Source organism: Paenibacillus sabinae T27 (assembly GCF_000612505.1).
Lineage (GTDB): Bacteria > Bacillota > Bacilli > Paenibacillales > Paenibacillaceae > Paenibacillus_AQ > Paenibacillus_AQ sabinae.
Genome location: NZ_CP004078.1, coordinates 434,643 through 450,805, shown reverse-complemented (window position 1 = coordinate 450,805; position 16,163 = coordinate 434,643). Strand labels below are relative to the sequence as shown.

General features: G+C 55.9%; 14 protein-coding genes. 4 read left to right on the top strand and 10 right to left on the bottom strand.

Annotated elements, in window-relative coordinates:
* Positions 1-152 precede the first annotated feature (152 nt).
* The 9 genes from PSAB_RS24395 to PSAB_RS02050 form a co-directional block, all read right to left on the bottom strand.
* Positions 153-905 carry a hypothetical protein gene (locus tag PSAB_RS24395; protein ID WP_025332937.1) on the bottom strand — a complete coding sequence of 251 codons (753 nt, stop codon included), beginning with the start codon at positions 903-905 and terminating at the stop codon, positions 153-155.
* Positions 906-952: 47 nt separating this feature from the next.
* Positions 953-4,129, bottom strand: a complete 3,177-nt coding sequence (locus PSAB_RS02090; protein ID WP_025332936.1) for a DEAD/DEAH box helicase — start codon at positions 4,127-4,129, stop codon at positions 953-955.
* A 368-nt stretch (positions 4,130-4,497) separates the two neighbouring features.
* Positions 4,498-5,307, bottom strand: a complete 810-nt coding sequence (locus PSAB_RS02080) for an alpha/beta hydrolase (RefSeq protein WP_025332934.1) — start codon at positions 5,305-5,307, stop codon at positions 4,498-4,500.
* An 87-nt stretch (positions 5,308-5,394) separates the two neighbouring features.
* Positions 5,395-5,985 (bottom strand): TetR/AcrR family transcriptional regulator, encoded by a 591-nt coding sequence (locus PSAB_RS02075; protein WP_025332933.1) that lies wholly within the window; start codon positions 5,983-5,985, stop codon positions 5,395-5,397.
* Positions 5,986-6,174: 189 nt separating this feature from the next.
* Entirely contained in the window at positions 6,175-6,555 is a 381-nt protein-coding gene (locus tag PSAB_RS02070) for a RidA family protein (protein ID WP_025332932.1), read from the bottom strand.
* Positions 6,556-6,612: 57 nt separating this feature from the next.
* Positions 6,613-7,323 carry an oxidoreductase gene (locus PSAB_RS02065; protein WP_025332931.1) on the bottom strand — a complete coding sequence of 237 codons (711 nt, stop codon included), beginning with the start codon at positions 7,321-7,323 and terminating at the stop codon, positions 6,613-6,615.
* Positions 7,324-7,337: 14 nt separating this feature from the next.
* Entirely contained in the window at positions 7,338-8,531 is a 1,194-nt protein-coding gene (locus tag PSAB_RS02060) for an MFS transporter (RefSeq protein WP_226991752.1), read from the bottom strand.
* A 166-nt stretch (positions 8,532-8,697) separates the two neighbouring features.
* Positions 8,698-10,128: a sensor histidine kinase gene (locus PSAB_RS02055; RefSeq protein WP_025332929.1), complete on the bottom strand. Its 1,431-nt coding sequence runs from the start codon at positions 10,126-10,128 to the stop codon at positions 8,698-8,700.
* Positions 10,129-10,241: 113 nt separating this feature from the next.
* The gene (locus PSAB_RS02050; RefSeq protein WP_025332928.1) at positions 10,242-10,517 is read right to left on the bottom strand and encodes a hypothetical protein; all 276 of its coding nucleotides are present in this window, start codon (positions 10,515-10,517) and stop codon (positions 10,242-10,244) included.
* A 489-nt stretch (positions 10,518-11,006) separates the two neighbouring features.
* On the opposite strand from PSAB_RS02050, the gene PSAB_RS25660 reads away from it, so the two are divergent.
* From PSAB_RS25660 to PSAB_RS02030, 4 genes are all read left to right on the top strand, one after another.
* Complete coding sequence (locus PSAB_RS25660; RefSeq protein ID WP_025332927.1) at positions 11,007-11,546, top strand: hypothetical protein; 540 nt, start codon at positions 11,007-11,009, stop codon at positions 11,544-11,546.
* Between the two features lie 48 nt (positions 11,547-11,594).
* The gene (locus PSAB_RS02040) at positions 11,595-13,478 is read left to right on the top strand and encodes an FAD-dependent oxidoreductase (RefSeq protein ID WP_025332926.1); all 1,884 of its coding nucleotides are present in this window, start codon (positions 11,595-11,597) and stop codon (positions 13,476-13,478) included.
* Positions 13,479-13,691: 213 nt separating this feature from the next.
* Positions 13,692-14,153 (top strand): hypothetical protein, encoded by a 462-nt coding sequence (locus PSAB_RS02035; protein WP_025332925.1) that lies wholly within the window; start codon positions 13,692-13,694, stop codon positions 14,151-14,153.
* Between the two features lie 7 nt (positions 14,154-14,160).
* Positions 14,161-15,141, top strand: a complete 981-nt coding sequence (locus tag PSAB_RS02030; RefSeq protein ID WP_025332924.1) for a polyprenyl synthetase family protein — start codon at positions 14,161-14,163, stop codon at positions 15,139-15,141.
* A gap of 108 nt (positions 15,142-15,249) precedes the next feature.
* Here PSAB_RS02030 and PSAB_RS02025 read toward each other — a convergent pair whose 3' ends face one another.
* Positions 15,250-16,134, bottom strand: coding sequence for a UbiA-like polyprenyltransferase (locus tag PSAB_RS02025; RefSeq protein ID WP_038595482.1), 885 nt, complete (start codon positions 16,132-16,134; stop codon positions 15,250-15,252).
* Positions 16,135-16,163 lie beyond the last annotated feature (29 nt).

Genomic DNA, 16,163 nt, shown 5'->3' with positions numbered 1-16,163 from the left:
TGACCGGAAGGTCTGAGGCTTGCCGGAAGCCGGGAAAGCTGGCTGAATTTCATCGGACAAAAAAGAGCCCCGCGGCTTGTTTCCACAGCCGCGGGGCTTTCCTGTTCCAGCATACGCTTGTGTCTCGGACACGCCGCAGGCTGTAGAGCAGGCTACTTCTCCAGCTTCGCCGCCCTCCGGGCAGCAGCCTCGGCGGCCCGCCGCATAATCAGCTCCAGCCCCTCCTGCGCGCGGGGCACATTCGGCAGCAGCGCCTTCCAGTCCTCCATCGAAGGAGCGATGGAGGGAGAGTCCGGAACAGACCGGTCCCGAACCTCAAGGAACGCGGGGCCCGGCTGGTGAAGCGAACCCTCGGCCGAGGCCTCCGCCAGCCATTCTCCGGCGGACACCGCCGGCCCCTTCTTCTCCAGTCTGCCCAGCTCGGCAGACAGCCCCGTCCCGGCTTCTCCGCCTGTGCCCCGTGCCCAGAGCGCGAAGATCTCGTCCGTCAGCTCGCCTTTTGGCAGGCCGCGAAGCGCGAGCGCGGTCAGCGGCTCCTTCGCCAGCCGTTCCCTCACCTTCGCTATTGCCTCTTTATTCGCGGCTTCGTCATTCGTATCCGGGACCGCAAGCTCAGACTCGTCCGGCCACAGCCCGAATTCGGCCAGCCATGCCGGGAGACGCCCTTTGAGCAGGCCGTACAATTCCCCCGGACTCCCGGCAAGTCGCTTGATCGCCTCCTGGCGCCGGGACAGCGGCCATACCTCCATCTTCAGGACCTGCCGGAATTCCGGGGATGCCTGCGGCGAGCCCGCTGTCCCCGCACCGCCGGCATCGTCAACGGCAGCCTGGCCGGATGCGGGCGTCCATACGGCCGTCAGTACTCCCGGCGCGGCTTTCAGCACCATGTTCATCGTCTCCGTCATATCATCCCTCCGCGGCTTGCTTCACCTTGTTTTATTGGAGATCCGGGCTACATCCAGTCCTGATTCTGCAGCTCGATCAATTCCTTCAGCTCGCGATCCGACATCTCGGTCAGCCAGTTCTCGCCGGAGCCGACCACCTGCTCGGAGAGATTCTTTTTCCGCTCGATCAATTCGTCGATTCTCTCCTCCAGCGTTCCCTGGCAGATCAGCTTATGAACCTGCACGTTCTTCAGCTGCCCGATCCGGAAGGCCCGGTCCGTCGCCTGATTCTCCACTGCAGGATTCCACCAGCGGTCGTAATGCAAGACGTGATTGGCACGGGTCAGATTCAGCCCTACTCCGCCCGCCTTAAGCGACAGAACGAAGAATGCCGTTCCCTCCCCTTCCTGGAAAGAACGCACCATTTCGTCGCGGTCCCGCTTCGACACCCCTCCGTGCAGGAACAGCGGCGTCTTGCCGTAGCGCTTGGCCAATCTGTTCACCAGCAGCTCGCCCATCGCCACGTACTGGGTAAAAATAAGCGCCGACTCCCCAAGCTCTGAAATGCTGTCCAGCACCTCGAACATGGCCTCCATTTTGCCGGACTGATCGTTTCGGCTGGCCCGGCCTTCTTCCTTGAGAAAAAGCTGGGGATGGTCGCAGATTTGCTTCAGCTTGGTCAAGGAAGACAGCACCAGTCCCCGCCGGGCCATCCCCGTGCTCTCCCCGATCGTATCCAGCATTTCGTTGACGACGCCCTGGTACAATAGCGCCTGGTGCTCCGTCAGCGCGCAGTACGATTTCAGCTCCAGCTTCTCCGGCAGATCCTTGGATATGTCGGGGTCGCTCTTGAGTCTGCGCAGCAAAAAAGGCGACACAAGCCGGTGCAGCTCCCGCAGCCGTTCCATCCCTTCACCAGTCCCGTAACGCTCGCGGAAGGAATGAAAAGTGCCGAGATATCCCGGGTTCAGAAAATGAAAAATCGACCACAGCTCGCCCAGCCTGTTCTCCACCGGCGTTCCGGTCATGGCGATCCGGTGGGGGGCGGCGAGCCGCATGACGCTTTGCGCCTGCTTGGTCCGGTAATTCTTGATGTACTGGGCTTCGTCCAGCACCACGGTCGACCAGGACACCGAGGCAAGGTCCTCGCTGTCCCTGCCGGCCAAATGGTACGTGGTCAGCACGATATCATGGCTGACCGCCTGCTCCCGGAAGGCCGCGCCGCGTACCCGGCGACTTCCGTGATGGATGTAGACGCCAAGCGTTGGCGAGAACCGCCGCAGCTCCCGCTGCCAGTTGCCGAGCAGCGAGGTCGGACACAGGATTAGCACCGGATCGCTGTCTGCGGCCGTCCATTGGCGCAGGCCGTGGCCCGCCCGGCCGCCGCTCGCCTTCGGCCCGACGCCTTGTCCCGCGGCGGTTATCGCCTTGACCACTCCGGGCTTTGCCCCCGAGTGCCTGCGTCTGAGCAGACTCGCGATGACCTGGATCGTCTTGCCAAGGCCCATATCGTCGGCGAGGCAGACGCCGAAGCCGAGCTCGCTCATAACGCTCAGCCATTGGTAGCCCCGTTCCTGGTAAGGACGCAGCGTTCCCTTCAGTTCCCCGGGAACCGGCAGCTCAGGCGGACTCTGCGCGGCATCCCCGCGCAGCAGAGAGGCCAGCAGGCCGGTCGTTTCCATGCCGGTTACAGGCATTCCCTTCCACAGCCGTTCCTCTCCCGCCTCGGCTTCAAGGCGCATCCAGTCCGAAGTGGACATTTCGCCGCTCTGATGGCGTTTCATATACCGGAGGACCTGGCGGATTTCCTTAGGGTCTACCTCGATCCATTCTCCCCGGAACTTTACAAAAGGAACCCCGGCGGCCAGCAGCGCCCCCAGCTCCTCCGCGCTGACGGAACTGTCGCCGAGGGAAGCTTCGATCTTGAAGGACACCAGCGCTTCCATGCCGAGTGCAAGCGCCTGCGGTCCGGCCGGAAGTTCCGGCAGCTGCATTTTCAGCCTCATGCCGATCCGGCGGCGTCCCTCCTTGCTCCAGCGCGAAGGCAGCTGGACAGTGATTCCCCGGGCGGTCAGCTTCTGCACCGTCTCCTTAAGGAATACATACAGCTGCTCCGGCTCAAGGCTCACGCCGGTCGGGGCAGGAGACGCAAGCGCCTGCGAGATGTCCGGCGACCATTCGGCCGCCCGGCCCAGCGCCGCAAGGAGCTGCTCCTGAATCCCCCTGTAGCGTTTGCCCCAGAGCGTAAACTCCCGGTCTCTGCTGCTCCAGATCATCTCCGCCGGCAGCCAGAATCCGCTCTCTTCCCGCCCCTCGGCCCAGAAAGACAGCCGCCATATCTCTTCATCCTCTTTCGGCGGCTCGAGCCTTAGTCCGAGGCCGAACTGGCCGCTCTGCTCCTCCGTCGCTCCGAAGCTGGGAATATTGCCGGCTGCCGGGGCGTTAACCGCCTCGAGCAGCTCCGTGACCTCGGCGGGCGTGCCCTGAACCGGAATGTCGCGGCTGCCCGTAAGCAGGCTGTTCCACCACAGCTCCGTCAATGGCGACCGGCCCCGCCGGTAGTTGGCCTTGTATGGGGCAAGCTCCTGCTCCATTCCGGCCACGACCCCTTTGACTTCCGCGTTGATTACCGCTTGAAGGAAGGAGTACAGCACCGCCGCCCCCGCTTCTTCCCGTGAGGCCGGTTCGCTCCCCTGCGGGGTTGACGAGCTGAGCGCCAGCGCCGGCATGGAGGCGGAGAACTGCAAAAAGGCTTCCCGCTGACCCGGCTCTCTGAAGACGGGAATCCAGCACGTTTCCGCCGCCTGTTCCCCACCGCGCCGCCGCGAGCCCGCCGGCCGGGGAAGCACAGCTCCCGGAGCGATGCCGCCTGTAGCCAGCAGCTCCAGCGCAAAGCGCGCCGCCGCCGCCCAGTAGCCCATCTCCCCTCCGGGAGCGATGCCCTGCCGCTCGCATAGCGTCTCGTCCCAGGCGAGCAGCAGCTCGAACGCGTCTTTCGGCGACAGAGCAAGCCCTTCGAGCATTCGTCCGGCCATCGGCCGGCGGGACGCTCTGCCTTCGGCTCTGGCCGCAGGGTACCTTACTTCAGCCAAGCGAAGCGCGGCTCCCGCGAACGGCCGCTGCCCCCCGCCCAGCTCCAGCCGCTTGACCACACGAGTCCAGGCATCTACTTTGGGTTCCGAAGTCTCACCGGAGAAGCAAAATAAAACATCCCCCAGCCACATTGCATACAGATGCTTTGTCATCGTGATCTCCTGTCTTTTTGAACAGGCCAAAACGGACATCCCGCTTCGATGCCCCGAGGCGGCAGCCGTTTCGCCGGAAAAGTTCTCATTCTATATCTATTTCTGCAGATGCAGAGCTCCGAATTTCAAAAAAAGGTTTTATCTCCATCTTATACGAAAAAGCCCGGATTTAAAAACATTTCTGCATATTTCGCGGTCCGCAAATCTGGCCACCGGCGAATTTACGGCAAATTAAGCGATTTTCAGCTAAACAAATTCGTGATGCCAGGGAGAGCCTAGAACAGCAAAAAGCCGTCCAGGAATGCCTGGCCGGCCGAATTGCCGCTGATTTTCTTGTGCCGTTCTGTCTTCGCCTATGATGTCAAAACTTACCCTTCATAGGCCGGCAGCTGTTTCTTCAACCAAAGGTCGATGAAATCCGCCACCTCTTCCCAGCCCGGCTGCGCGATAATCCAGTGGCTGCGTCCTTGAAATTCCTTGTAATCCGTCACGGCTCCGGACCGCTGATTGTATAAGCTGTAATTCTTGCGCACCAGGCTGGCGGGCACAATCCGGTCGACCTCCCCGGCAATCATCAGCAGCGGCCCGCGGCGGCCGTTGTTAAAGTCCACTTTGAACGGGCTGTTCGAAGCAAATGGGGCGACGGCTCCCTGGAAGAAGATGCGGGTCGTCTCCGGGACGACATGCTCCCGGTAAGCCCGCTCCTGTTCAGCTTTGCCCAGCGTGTTGACAAAGGCGTACTTAAACTCCTTGAGCGACATCATAAAGGTTTTGCGCCAAGGCTTCGACAAAATACCGAAGATGGAACGCGCCGTAGTCGGATAGGCAGCCGACACCACGCCTTTGGCGCCCCCGGAATTAATAGCGATTCCCGCCAAACCCAGCCCGCGGTCCATCATCAGCTGCGTCAGCAGTCCGCCGAAGGAATGGCCGATGATGATCGGTTTTTCCGGCAGCGCCTTGATAAAATTGGCATAGTATTCCGTCAGGTCCTCAAGTCCAAGCTTGCCAAGGCCGGCTTCGGAACGTTCCCGCAGCTTGGCAACGGGCTGATCGTGGAAAGGCCAGGCCGGCGCCAAAACTTCAAACCCTCTGTCCTTGAAATACCCCATCAGCGGCTCGAAGCTCGCCCGTGTAACAAAAGCTCCGTGAATAAATACAATCGTCGGTTTTTTCATTGTAATCTTCTCCTTTGGTTCTTTTTACCTACTAGTAGGTAGGTTTAACTTAAAAAAATTTGTCTCTTTTCCTTTGCTAAAAAAGCATTACACTGTGACGGCCTTCTCCGTAATCAATCCCAGCAGACGATTCTTCACCTTGCCGAACTGCCCGGCATCGTTAAATGTCCTGGAAGCGAGCATCCCGCCGTGCACACAGGCCAGAATGGCATGGGCCGTTTCCTCGATGGCGGCGGCTTCGCTTTCCCCCGCGAACCGGTCCTCTTCAGCCGCATCCTTCATCAGCCGGGCCAGCCAGTCCGTTAAATCGCGGAAATGCCCGCGAATCTCGCCGATGACTTCTTCAGGCAGAATCGGAATCTCGGAGGCAAGCAGCGCGCACAGGCACATGTCGATCGCCTTGCTCTGCAGGCATGACTCCCAGTACGACAAATACTGCTCAAGCTTCACCCGGGGATCGCCCGTCATGGAGTCCAGCTTGGCCAGATTCCCCCGCACTTCCTGCCGGTACCTGCTCACCACATTTTGCACCAGGTTGGCTTTGGACGGAAAGTGGTAGTGAATGCTTGCCTTCTGGATACCGATTTCGGCAGCGACATCCGCATAGCTGAAAGCACTATACCCTTTCTCCAGAATCAGACGATTAGCAACGTTCATAATATGATCGGATCGGTTCATATCTTCACCTCTTGACTTGAGTATACCTACTAGTAGGTAGAATGTCAACAGCCGAAAACCCATTTTATAAAAAAACCTTTCCCGCCAGTCTTCCGGGTTACCGGAGGACTGTACTCGGGAAAGGCTTATTCGAATCCGGCCCTTAACGGCAGCGGGGAACGGATTTCCATACGTGAACAGAGCGCCGCGTTATTTTCTGCGAGCTACAACTTCAATCTCCACGAGTCCGTCTTTGGGCAGACGGGCAACCTCAACTGCGCTGCGCGCCGGATAAGGCTCGCTGAAGAAGCTGCTGTACACCTCGTTCACGGCCGTGAAATCGTTCATGTCCTTAAGGAACACCGTCGTCTTCACTACATGGTCCAGCGAGGTTCCGGCCTCTTCCAGAATGGCCTGTACGTTCGCCAGCGACTGGCGCGCCTGGGCTTGTACATCTCCCGCCAGCTCGCCCGTTTCCGGATTCAGCCCCAGTTGGCCCGAGGTGTATACCCAATTTCCGGCGATAATCGCCTGGCTGTACGGACCGATGGCCCCCGGTGCTTTTGACGTGGCTACCTGCTTTTTGCTCATCTCTCAATTTCCTCCCATTCATCTATTCATGTCATCATTTTAAATCGTAATCTCTCTTTATTGCAAACCTTTCTCATCCTCCCAAGCCGGAGGGGCCTCGGCAGCAAAGTCTTTTCCAAGCACCTGAATAACGTCGTTCGGGTATATATGCAGCCCTTTCGGATCAGCCGCCGCGATATGGACCATGGCCCGGGCAACAGTCTCCCCTTTGATGGCACGGTATTTGGCCGCCCTGCCGACCATAAGACCATCCAGCCGGGTCATAAGCCAGGCGGCGGAGCGCTCCAACAATCTGAACTCCTCCCTCTCCCCCAGCAGCAGGGACGGGCGGAACAGATGCAGCCCCGGAAAGCCTAAGCCGCTTAGAGCCTCCTCCATCCGGCCTTTGGTCCGGCTGTAAAATTGGCGCGAATGCGGATTCGCCCCCATGGACGATACCGCTAGAAATTGTCTCACACCGGCTTTCCTTGCAAGCTTGGCCGCCGTTAGCGGGTATTCCAGATCGACTCGCTCGAAATTTTGCTGCGATCCGGCTTTCCTGATCGTCGTCCCGAGACAGCAGAATACGGCGTCCGCTCCTTCGAACAGATCGCCGTAACGCTCCAGCCGCTCCCAGTCGGCTACCGTCTGCTTGAGCCTGTCGTGCCGGAGTGCAAGCGGTCTGCGGACGAGCACCCGCACTTCCTTCCAGTTTTCACGCAAGAGCTCCTCCACGACCGCCTTCCCAACGAGTCCGGTGGCTCCAAGCACCATTGCCGTTTTGTTCATGAATATTCTCCTTTTCAAACATCCTTCAGGATACGGCGCCCGAGCAGCGCGATCAGCGCGATCATCAGCCCTCCTACGATAAGCTGCATTCCGTACACCTGGAACCCGTGCGGCCAGCCGTCAATCCATTCGTACACCTTGCCGCCAATCACCGGTCCAATGAATGAGGCCAGCCCGGTTAGTGCCGCGTACATGGCCATGTACATCGGACGCTCTTTTTTTGGCGTATCTCCGATAATGAAGTTGAAGGCCAGCTGGTTAAAACCGCCGACTCCCACTCCGAACACGATATGCGCGGCGAACAGCACCGGAAACAAGGGAAGCACGGACAGCAGCCCCCACAGCAGCGAGGAAACTGCGATGATCGGAAGCGTCCAGAAGAGCAGCCGTTTGTTGCTGTACCGCGCGTTCAGATTCCCCCAGAAATAGAAGCTCGCCATCATGAACACGGTCTGGGCCACGTTGAGAAGCGAAAGCGTCTGATAGTTGATGTGCAGCAGTTGCAGCATGACATAGGAATACAGCGGCACGGTCACATTTTGCAGCAGCAGCCACAGCGAGAGAAACAGCGTCGATTTCATAAACAGTCCATCGTGAAGCGGTTTCTTAAACATCGGCACAAACTTTCTTTCCTCCGATTTCTCAAAGGGCACGTCCGGATAGAAGAAGAATACTATAATATTCGCCGTGGAAAATATCCACACTACGATATACAGAATCAGAAATCCCTGCGCTCCCGGGTAGCGGTCCAGGACGACGCCGCCCCCATAGACGACAAGGCTTCCCAAGGCGTTCAGCAGGGTATTGCGGATTCCGAAGTAGCGTCCCCGTACGCGCGGCGGGACCAAATCCCCGATAACCGAGCTCCACAGTACGGCGCCGGCGGTATTTGCTATAAATGCAAGGGCATACAAAATAATGAAAGCGCTGACCCAAAAGGGACGGGGAAAAAGGAACGGAACGAGCCCGGTAGCGGCCCACAGCACCCGGTGAATGGAAACAAAGGTGACGAGCGCCCACTTGCGGCTGGGCAGCCTCTGGATCAGAAAGGCGACGCCGATCTGTGCGACATTCACAAGTGTCGTAAGCGCAATCACAAAACCGATTTGTCCGGAAGTAGCGCCCAAATACAGCAGGAAACCGGTCAGAAACTGCCCCTGAAGCAGCACCTGGAAGATAGTCGAGGGGACGCCTTCCCATGTGGCCATATGCAGGTTTCTCCGGTATGTCGAAAACTTGCGGCCTCTTCTTCGGGGAGGAGAGGCTTCGGGGCGGTTTCTCATGATGTTGATCGTAACGGCAACACTCCTTTGACGCGGCTCTTGCTCCATTCTACTCCGCTTCGCCCTAGCGTCAATAAGTCAGAATTACAAATTAAATTGGAGTTTTTATGCCTTGTTCTTGAGCCGTTAACGGCAAGTACAGGGAGAAGGCGCTGCCCTCGCCTTCCTGGCTCTGCAGCGTAATAAAACCGCCGATCAGCCGGGCAAGATCCCGGCTGATGGACAAGCCCAATCCAGTGCCCCCATACTGCCGGCTGATTGTCCCGTCCGCCTGCTGAAATGCCTCGAAGATGCTCAGATGCTTGTCTTTCGGTATGCCGATGCCGGTGTCTTTTACCTCCCACACGATCCAGGACGCTTCTCGCCCCCCCTGCCGCCGCTGTTCCCGCCGAATGGTCAGCGAAACACCGCCCCGATGGGTGAACTTGAACGCGTTCGAGAGCAGATTGCGCAGAATTTGCTGTACCCGCTGCGGATCGGAGACCAGCGTCTCCGGCAGATCCTCCTCCAGCTGGATAGTAAAATCAAGCCCTCTCTGCTTAGCGATCACATCAAACTGCTGGAAGAGCAGCGCGGGAACCTCGCTGACATTGACCTCCTCGCTGACGATTTCAAGCTTGCCCGCCTCCACTTTGGACAGATCCAGAATATCGTTGATCAGCAGCAGCAGCTCCTCGCCGGAATGGTGTATGAGGCTTCCGTAAGCCTGGAGCTCCTCTCTCGTGACCGAATCGTCATGCTCCGCGATCAGCTCCGACAGATTGATAATCCCGTTCAAGGGAGTTCGCAGCTCATGCGACATATTCGCCAGAAATTCCGACTTATATTGAGAGGCCAGCATAAGCTGCTTCGCCCGTTCTTCCAGAACGATCTTGTTCTTCTGAAGCTCCGTCGCCTGCTCGGAGAGCAGCGCATTGACCTGCTCAATCTGCTGCATCCGTTTGTGCTCCAGATGAAAGTCGCGGGCAATCAGTGCAAACAAAATGCTGAGTAGCATCCCGGACGGGAACGTGATCGGCATGATCTCCGATATGTATTCATAGAAGGGAATGACTCCGAATATGCTGATGTTGACTGCATTAAAGAAGTTGACTGCCAGAATGACAACCAGGCCCTTGGCAATCATGGATAATGGGGAACGGCGTATCCAAAGAGACAGCGCCGCGCAAATAAGGCCCAGAATGGACAGATTGATCATTCCGGCTGCCGCGGCCGCATTGATGCCGAACGCAAAGCGCATCAGGCCGGTGCCTACTCCAATCAGAATCAGAAGCAGAGGCTGCGGGTAAGCGATGGTGGAGATAATCAGCGGAACGAAGCGCAAATCAAATATCACGTTGTCATCCAGCCGGTACCCGAAAAACGTACTGAGCCCGCCCGCCAATATCGCCATTACGACCCAGGCGGCCTGCTTGGTCCGTTCGGAGGAACGGGAAATGGTGTGCTTGAACAGCAGATTCGCCAGATAGGCCAATGTGATGAGCATCGCCGTGTTAATAAAAAATATCTTTATGTATTCCATGAACTCACTCCCGCAAAACACCAGATGATATACCCGTTTAAATACTACCATAATTAACCACGCGCCTTAATTATGGCGGTGCTCCGTCAGAAACTTTAGAAGAAGAGCGCAAATCAGATTCGATTTGCGCTCTTCTTCATATGGAAAAACCGGGGTCTGGCCATGCTCAAGTATTTGACGATCCCCATGAAGCGATGATGTTCTTTAACCGGCTCCCCCGGCGTTTCGGGGAGGTCCTGCGGGCTGATCTGCTCTTCTGTCCATGCCTCTTCATCCGGCAGCAAGTAATATCGGGAATGGTAGCTGCAAATGATGTCACCCTGCTGGGTAAGCACATGGTCATCACGGATTTCGAGGATTCTCCCGGCAATTACATGGGATTTATACATAGACATCGCCTTCCTTACCCTAGAAATATGGATGGTTACCATTTCAAGGAATGCCCTGATTTCCTTACAGTAAAATTACCCCTTCATTTTTCGGCTGAATCGGCTTGATGAATCAATTTCCATTTTTAACAAATAAAGAATCAAGTCGGTTTTTGTCACATAAACCTTTCTTAAATCATAAAATTAATCTATCAATTTATTTAAAACTTCGATATAATGGAGCAGGAAATGAAGCGTTATCCTTATAAGTGAACTTTTTCACATTTAAAAAGGTAGGAATATGCTACTATTCCGTCGACACAATTCAGAAACATTATAAATTTTCGCTATTAATTTCTGAAGGTTCTGTTCCGATAACAATAAGTGGACAAAAGGCCCAAAGCCAAGTGACATTCATCATTTACAAGGTGATTTTTATCACTTCAAACGATATTTAAATGTTTTACATTTTAATATATATATTTTAAACTATTTTGGAGGTCATTCCCTATGAAAAAAACAACTGCAGTAGTATCCAGCGCCCTGCTTCTCGGCTTGCTTGCCGCAGGCTGTGGCAACAGCAACGAAGGCGCCCCTGCCGCCAGCACCGCACCAGCCGCCAGCACGGCTCCTGCCGCATCCGTAGCACCGGCTGCAAGCACAGCTCCTGACGCATCCGCAGCACAATACAAGGACGGCGTTTATAAGGCCGAAGGCGAAATGGACGCCAAGAGCGGCTGGAAGCCCACTGTTGAAGTTACCGTGTCGAACGGTGCCGTATCCGCGGTTAAATTCACCGGCGTCGACAAAGACGGCAATGACAAGCAGCAGTTCTCCAAAGACGGCAAGTATGGCATGAAAGAAAAAAATCCGTCCGCCCTGGCCGAATGGCATGAGGAAGTCGCCAAAGCCGAGCAGTACTACATCGACAACAAAGGCGCAGCTCCTGCGTTTAACGCCGAAGGAAAAACCGATGCCATCTCCGGCGTATCCATCAGCGTAGGCGAATACTGGACTCTGGCAGAAAAAGCGCTGGAACAAGCGAAGTAATTCACGATCCTTCCTGCAGCTAATTCAGACAAATGAGGTGAGTTCCTTTTGAAGAGAATCGTCATTCTTGGCGGCGGGTACGGCGGTGTACTTACAGCCAAAAAGCTGGCCAAGAAATTGAAAAACAACAAAGACATTGAAATCAAACTGATCGACCGGAATCCTTATCATACGCTCTTGACGGAGCTTCATGAGGTCTCCGCAAACCGCGCGCCCGAGGATTCGATCAAGATTGACCTGAAGAAGATTTTTGCCGGCCTCAAAGTGGACGTTGTCCTTGACGAGATTAGCAATGTCGACTTCCAGGGCAAGAAGCTGACGTCCGAGAAGGCCGTCTACGAATACGACTATCTCGTTATCGGCACGGGCAGCAAGCCGACCTTCTTCGGAATTCCCGGCGCTGAAGAGAACACCTTCTCTTTCTGGTCCTATGATGACGCCGTTGCGCTGAAACGCCAAATCCGCGACATGTTCACGCAGGCGGCCAAAGAGAAGAAGCCTGAAGTTCGCCGTTCCATGCTGACCTTTGTTATCGTCGGCGCAGGCTTTACCGGCGTTGAGCTGGTGGGCGAAATGGCGGAATACCGCGAAGAGCTGTGCAAAGAGTTCTTCATCGATCCGAAGGAAGTGCGGCTGATCGTTGCTGATATGGCGCCGAAAATTCTGCCAATCCTGCCGGAGAAGCTGATCCGTAAAGCCGAAGCGCACCTGCGGAAGCTGAACGTGGAAATCGTCACCGGCGCCAAGATCACCGAAGTCGGCAAAGGAAGCGTGGCTCTCGGCGAGAATAATGTCGTAGCAGCCAACACCATCGTCTGGACGGCGGGCGTCGAAGGCTCCGAGCTGGTGGGTAAGCTTGATGTCCAGCAGCAAGGCCGCAAGCGTATCGTCACCAACGAGCATCTGGAAAGCGTCGACCACAAGAACGTATATGTTGTCGGCGACAACATCTTCTACATTGTCGAAGGCGAACAGCGTCCCGTTCCGCAAATGGTCGAGAACGCCGAGCTTGCCGCGCCGCTGATTGCCGGCAACATCGTCGCCGACATTAACGGAACCGCGAAAAAGGCTTATAAACCGGCCTTCCACGGCACAATGGTATCGATCGGAAGCCGCTACGGCGTTGCGAATGTCGGTCTTCCGAACAAAATGTTCATGCTCACCGGATTCATGGCGATGTTCGCCAAGCATATGATCAACATTTACTATCTGTCCGGTGTAGCCGGCTTTAATAAAGTCTGGACTTACATGATGCATGAGTTCTTCCATGTGGAGAACCGCAGAAGCTTCGTCGGCGGATATTTCTCCAAGCGCTCGCCGAACTTCTGGATCGTTCCGCTTCGCATGCTGCTCGGCGGCATGTGGCTGTATGAAGGCATTGACAAGCTGCGGAAGATTATCGACCAAGGCTGGAGCAAGATCTTCCTGATCCCGGCGGCCCCTTATCTTAAGGATGCAACATCGGCGGCCAGCGAAGCGGTAAGCAACGTCAAGGAAACGGTTGACGCCCAATCGGCGGCATCGGCGGTCGATACGGCCAAAGAAGCGGTTTCCGCGCTTCCGGTTCCGAAGTTCATCTACAACATTTCGAACTGGTTCATGGATCTCTTGTTCTATAAACCGGACGGCAACTACACGTTTCTTGCCAAGTGGTTCCAGCTCGGCATGGTATGCGCCGAAATCATCTTTGGTATCCTGCTGATTGTCGGACTGTTCACCGCCCTTTCCTCCATTGCGACGATAGGCATGGCGGTCATGATCTGGACGACCAAAATGGCAGCTACGGAAATGCTGTGGTATGTGGCGGCGGCAATCGCCTGCATCGGCGGTTCCGGCAGCGTCTTCGGTCTCGACTACTACGTTCTGCCTTGGCTCAAGAAGCAGTGGAAGAAAATTCCGCTTGTAAGGCGATGGTATCTGTACACCGACTGAAGCAGCGGATTGTCTGAATGATTACCGTACTTTCAATTGCTATTATATAAGTCATCTATGTGTTTTCTATGTTGATTTATACAAGATTAATATCAACTTTAATGGAGTAATGTGTCTTTCAGGCACATTACTCTCCTTATTTAAGAGAGGTTTTGTAAGGATGATCCAGGCTTTTGACTGCTTCCGCAAAACCGACAAGAAGGAGAGAATCTTGTGAACAGACAACTCTTTGGAGATACTCTTCGGCTGCTTCAGGCTGAATTGTCGCCCATCGCCGGAATTCAGCTTCCTTTCTCTCCGGCGGAAGGCGATGGTCTGCTCTCGGTAATGGACAGCTATAACCTGGAATACAGCCGCAAAATGCACTTCATGGGCATGTACATCATTCTTGAGCTGGCTGCCCGCCGGCATATGGAATGCACTGAGGATCATCCCGATTTGATCCGTAATGTGCTTGATGGAGATTATTTATACAGCTTTTACCTTCAGTTCGCCATAAAGCACCGCGAGCTGGATTTCGTCGTCTTCCTGGCTCCTTATATTAAACAGCAGCAAGTCAGAAGAGCTAATGGAGACTACAGCGAGCTGGACCTCACAGCTCTAATCGGACAATTCCTGAATGCCGAGTTTAAAAAAAAGCGTCGTTCGGAAAAAGCGATAGAACAGGTGGGATAGCGCCAACATGAAGCTGCATGAAGCCTTGAATATCGACATTGCGGAAGTTAACCTTGAAATCGAACGGCTGGTCACGCGCGACAAGGATGTGCCCGGAGGCTCGGCGCTGGCCAAAGGCGTTCTGGAGCTTGTCAGTTCCGGAGGCAAACGGCTTCGCCCGCTTATGGTCATTGTCGGAAGCCGTTTTGGCCGGAAGGGACAGAGACGCCGCACGCTCCAACTGGCCGCGGCTGCCGAGTTCATCCATGCCGCCTCGCTTGTTCATGACGATATTATCGATGATGCCAAGCTGCGGCGCGGACGTCCCGCCCTGCATACGCAGACGGGGGTACTCTCAGCCGTCCATATCGGCAATTATATGTCTGCGAGGGTTATCGAACTGTTAAGCAAGCATGCCGGGGATAAGACCCATTATGTACATGATCTGTCGGCCATAGCCACCGCCCAATTGTGCATTGGGGAATACCAGCAGATGGAGCATGCCTACGACTATGATCTTACGCTTGAGCAGTACCTGGATAAATCGCTCAACAAAACGGCTCTTCTGATGGCGACCTGCCTTCGTGTGGGAGCTCTGTCAGCCGAGAGCACGGAAGAGACGGCCGAGGCGCTGTACGCGTTCGGCGAGGCGCTCGGCATCGCCTTTCAGATCCAGGACGATCTGCTGGATTTCACCCAATCGTCCGAGACGCTCGGCAAGCCTGCTGGCAGCGATCTACGCCACGGACAGGTCACCCTGCCCGTAATCTACGCGCTGCAGGACCCGGCGCTTGCAGCGCGCATCCGCCGCATCGGCCCCGGCTCTTCAGATGCCGACGTCCGGGACGCTCTCGCGGCCATCTCCGGCAGCGGCGCGCTCGCCCGCACGGAAGAAATGAGCCGCCGTTATCTGGAACAGGCGGCGGTCATCGCGAAGCAACTGTCCTCCTATCCGGCGCACGCCGATCTGGAGACGCTGATTGCGTTCTTTGCGGGCAGAGACCGCTGACTCTTTTTTAATTCTTTACCATGAAAAAGGCGGATACCCCATCACGGGAGTATCCGCCTTTTTCGTATTCTTTTTCCTGCATTGGAGTGCCGGAACGTATAGATAAGCTCAGCTTACATAAAAGAAATCAACCAGCGAACAAGCCAAAATGACCATGCTGATCACCTGATTCAAATTGTAAGAGGCGACCTTCATCAGCTGCCGGTTCGACGGCTTGATGATGTTGTGCTCCGTCATCAGAAGCAGGGTCGCGGCGCCGATGCCGACGAGATATATCCAGCCCAGTCCGCGCCACACATACAGGAAGAGCAGCAGCATAATCATGATAAAATGCAGCGCCTTCGCAATGCGGAGCGCATTCTTTAGTCCGAAGTAGCTGGGAATGGACCACAGTCCGGCCCGGCGGTCGAAATCGATGTCCTGGGTGCCGTAGATAATATCGAAGCCGGCGATCCACAGCATGACGACCGTGCCGATGACAAAAGGCGTAAAGGCGATTTGCCCGGTTACCGCAAACCACGCCCCGATCGGAGCGGAAGCGATCACAAAGCCCAGATACAGATGGCTGAGGTAGGTGAAACGCTTCGTATAAGAGTAAGTTGAAATCAAAACGATCGCCACGGGCGACAGGATCAGGCACAGCAGATTCAGCATTCCCGAAGCGAATATAAAAATCGCGTAGTTGACGGCAACGAAGACGGCCACTTCCTTCTCCGCCAGCAGGCGCTGGGGAAGATGCCGGTGCGCCGTCCGGGGATTCTGGCTGTCAAAGGTGCGGTCGACGAGACGGTTGAACGCGTTGGCGCCGTTGCGGGCGCCGATCAGAGCGATCAGCCCCCACAGCATGATTCGGCCCGAAGGCCAGCCTCCAGCCGCCCACACCATGGAGATGATGGCAAAAGGCAGCGAGAACAGCGTATGCGAGAACATGACCAGCTCGCCGAATAATTTGAGTTTATGCGCCGCTTGTTTGCAGGCGTTAATGATGACCATAGCGTTTCTTCCCCATTCTCTTCTCTCTT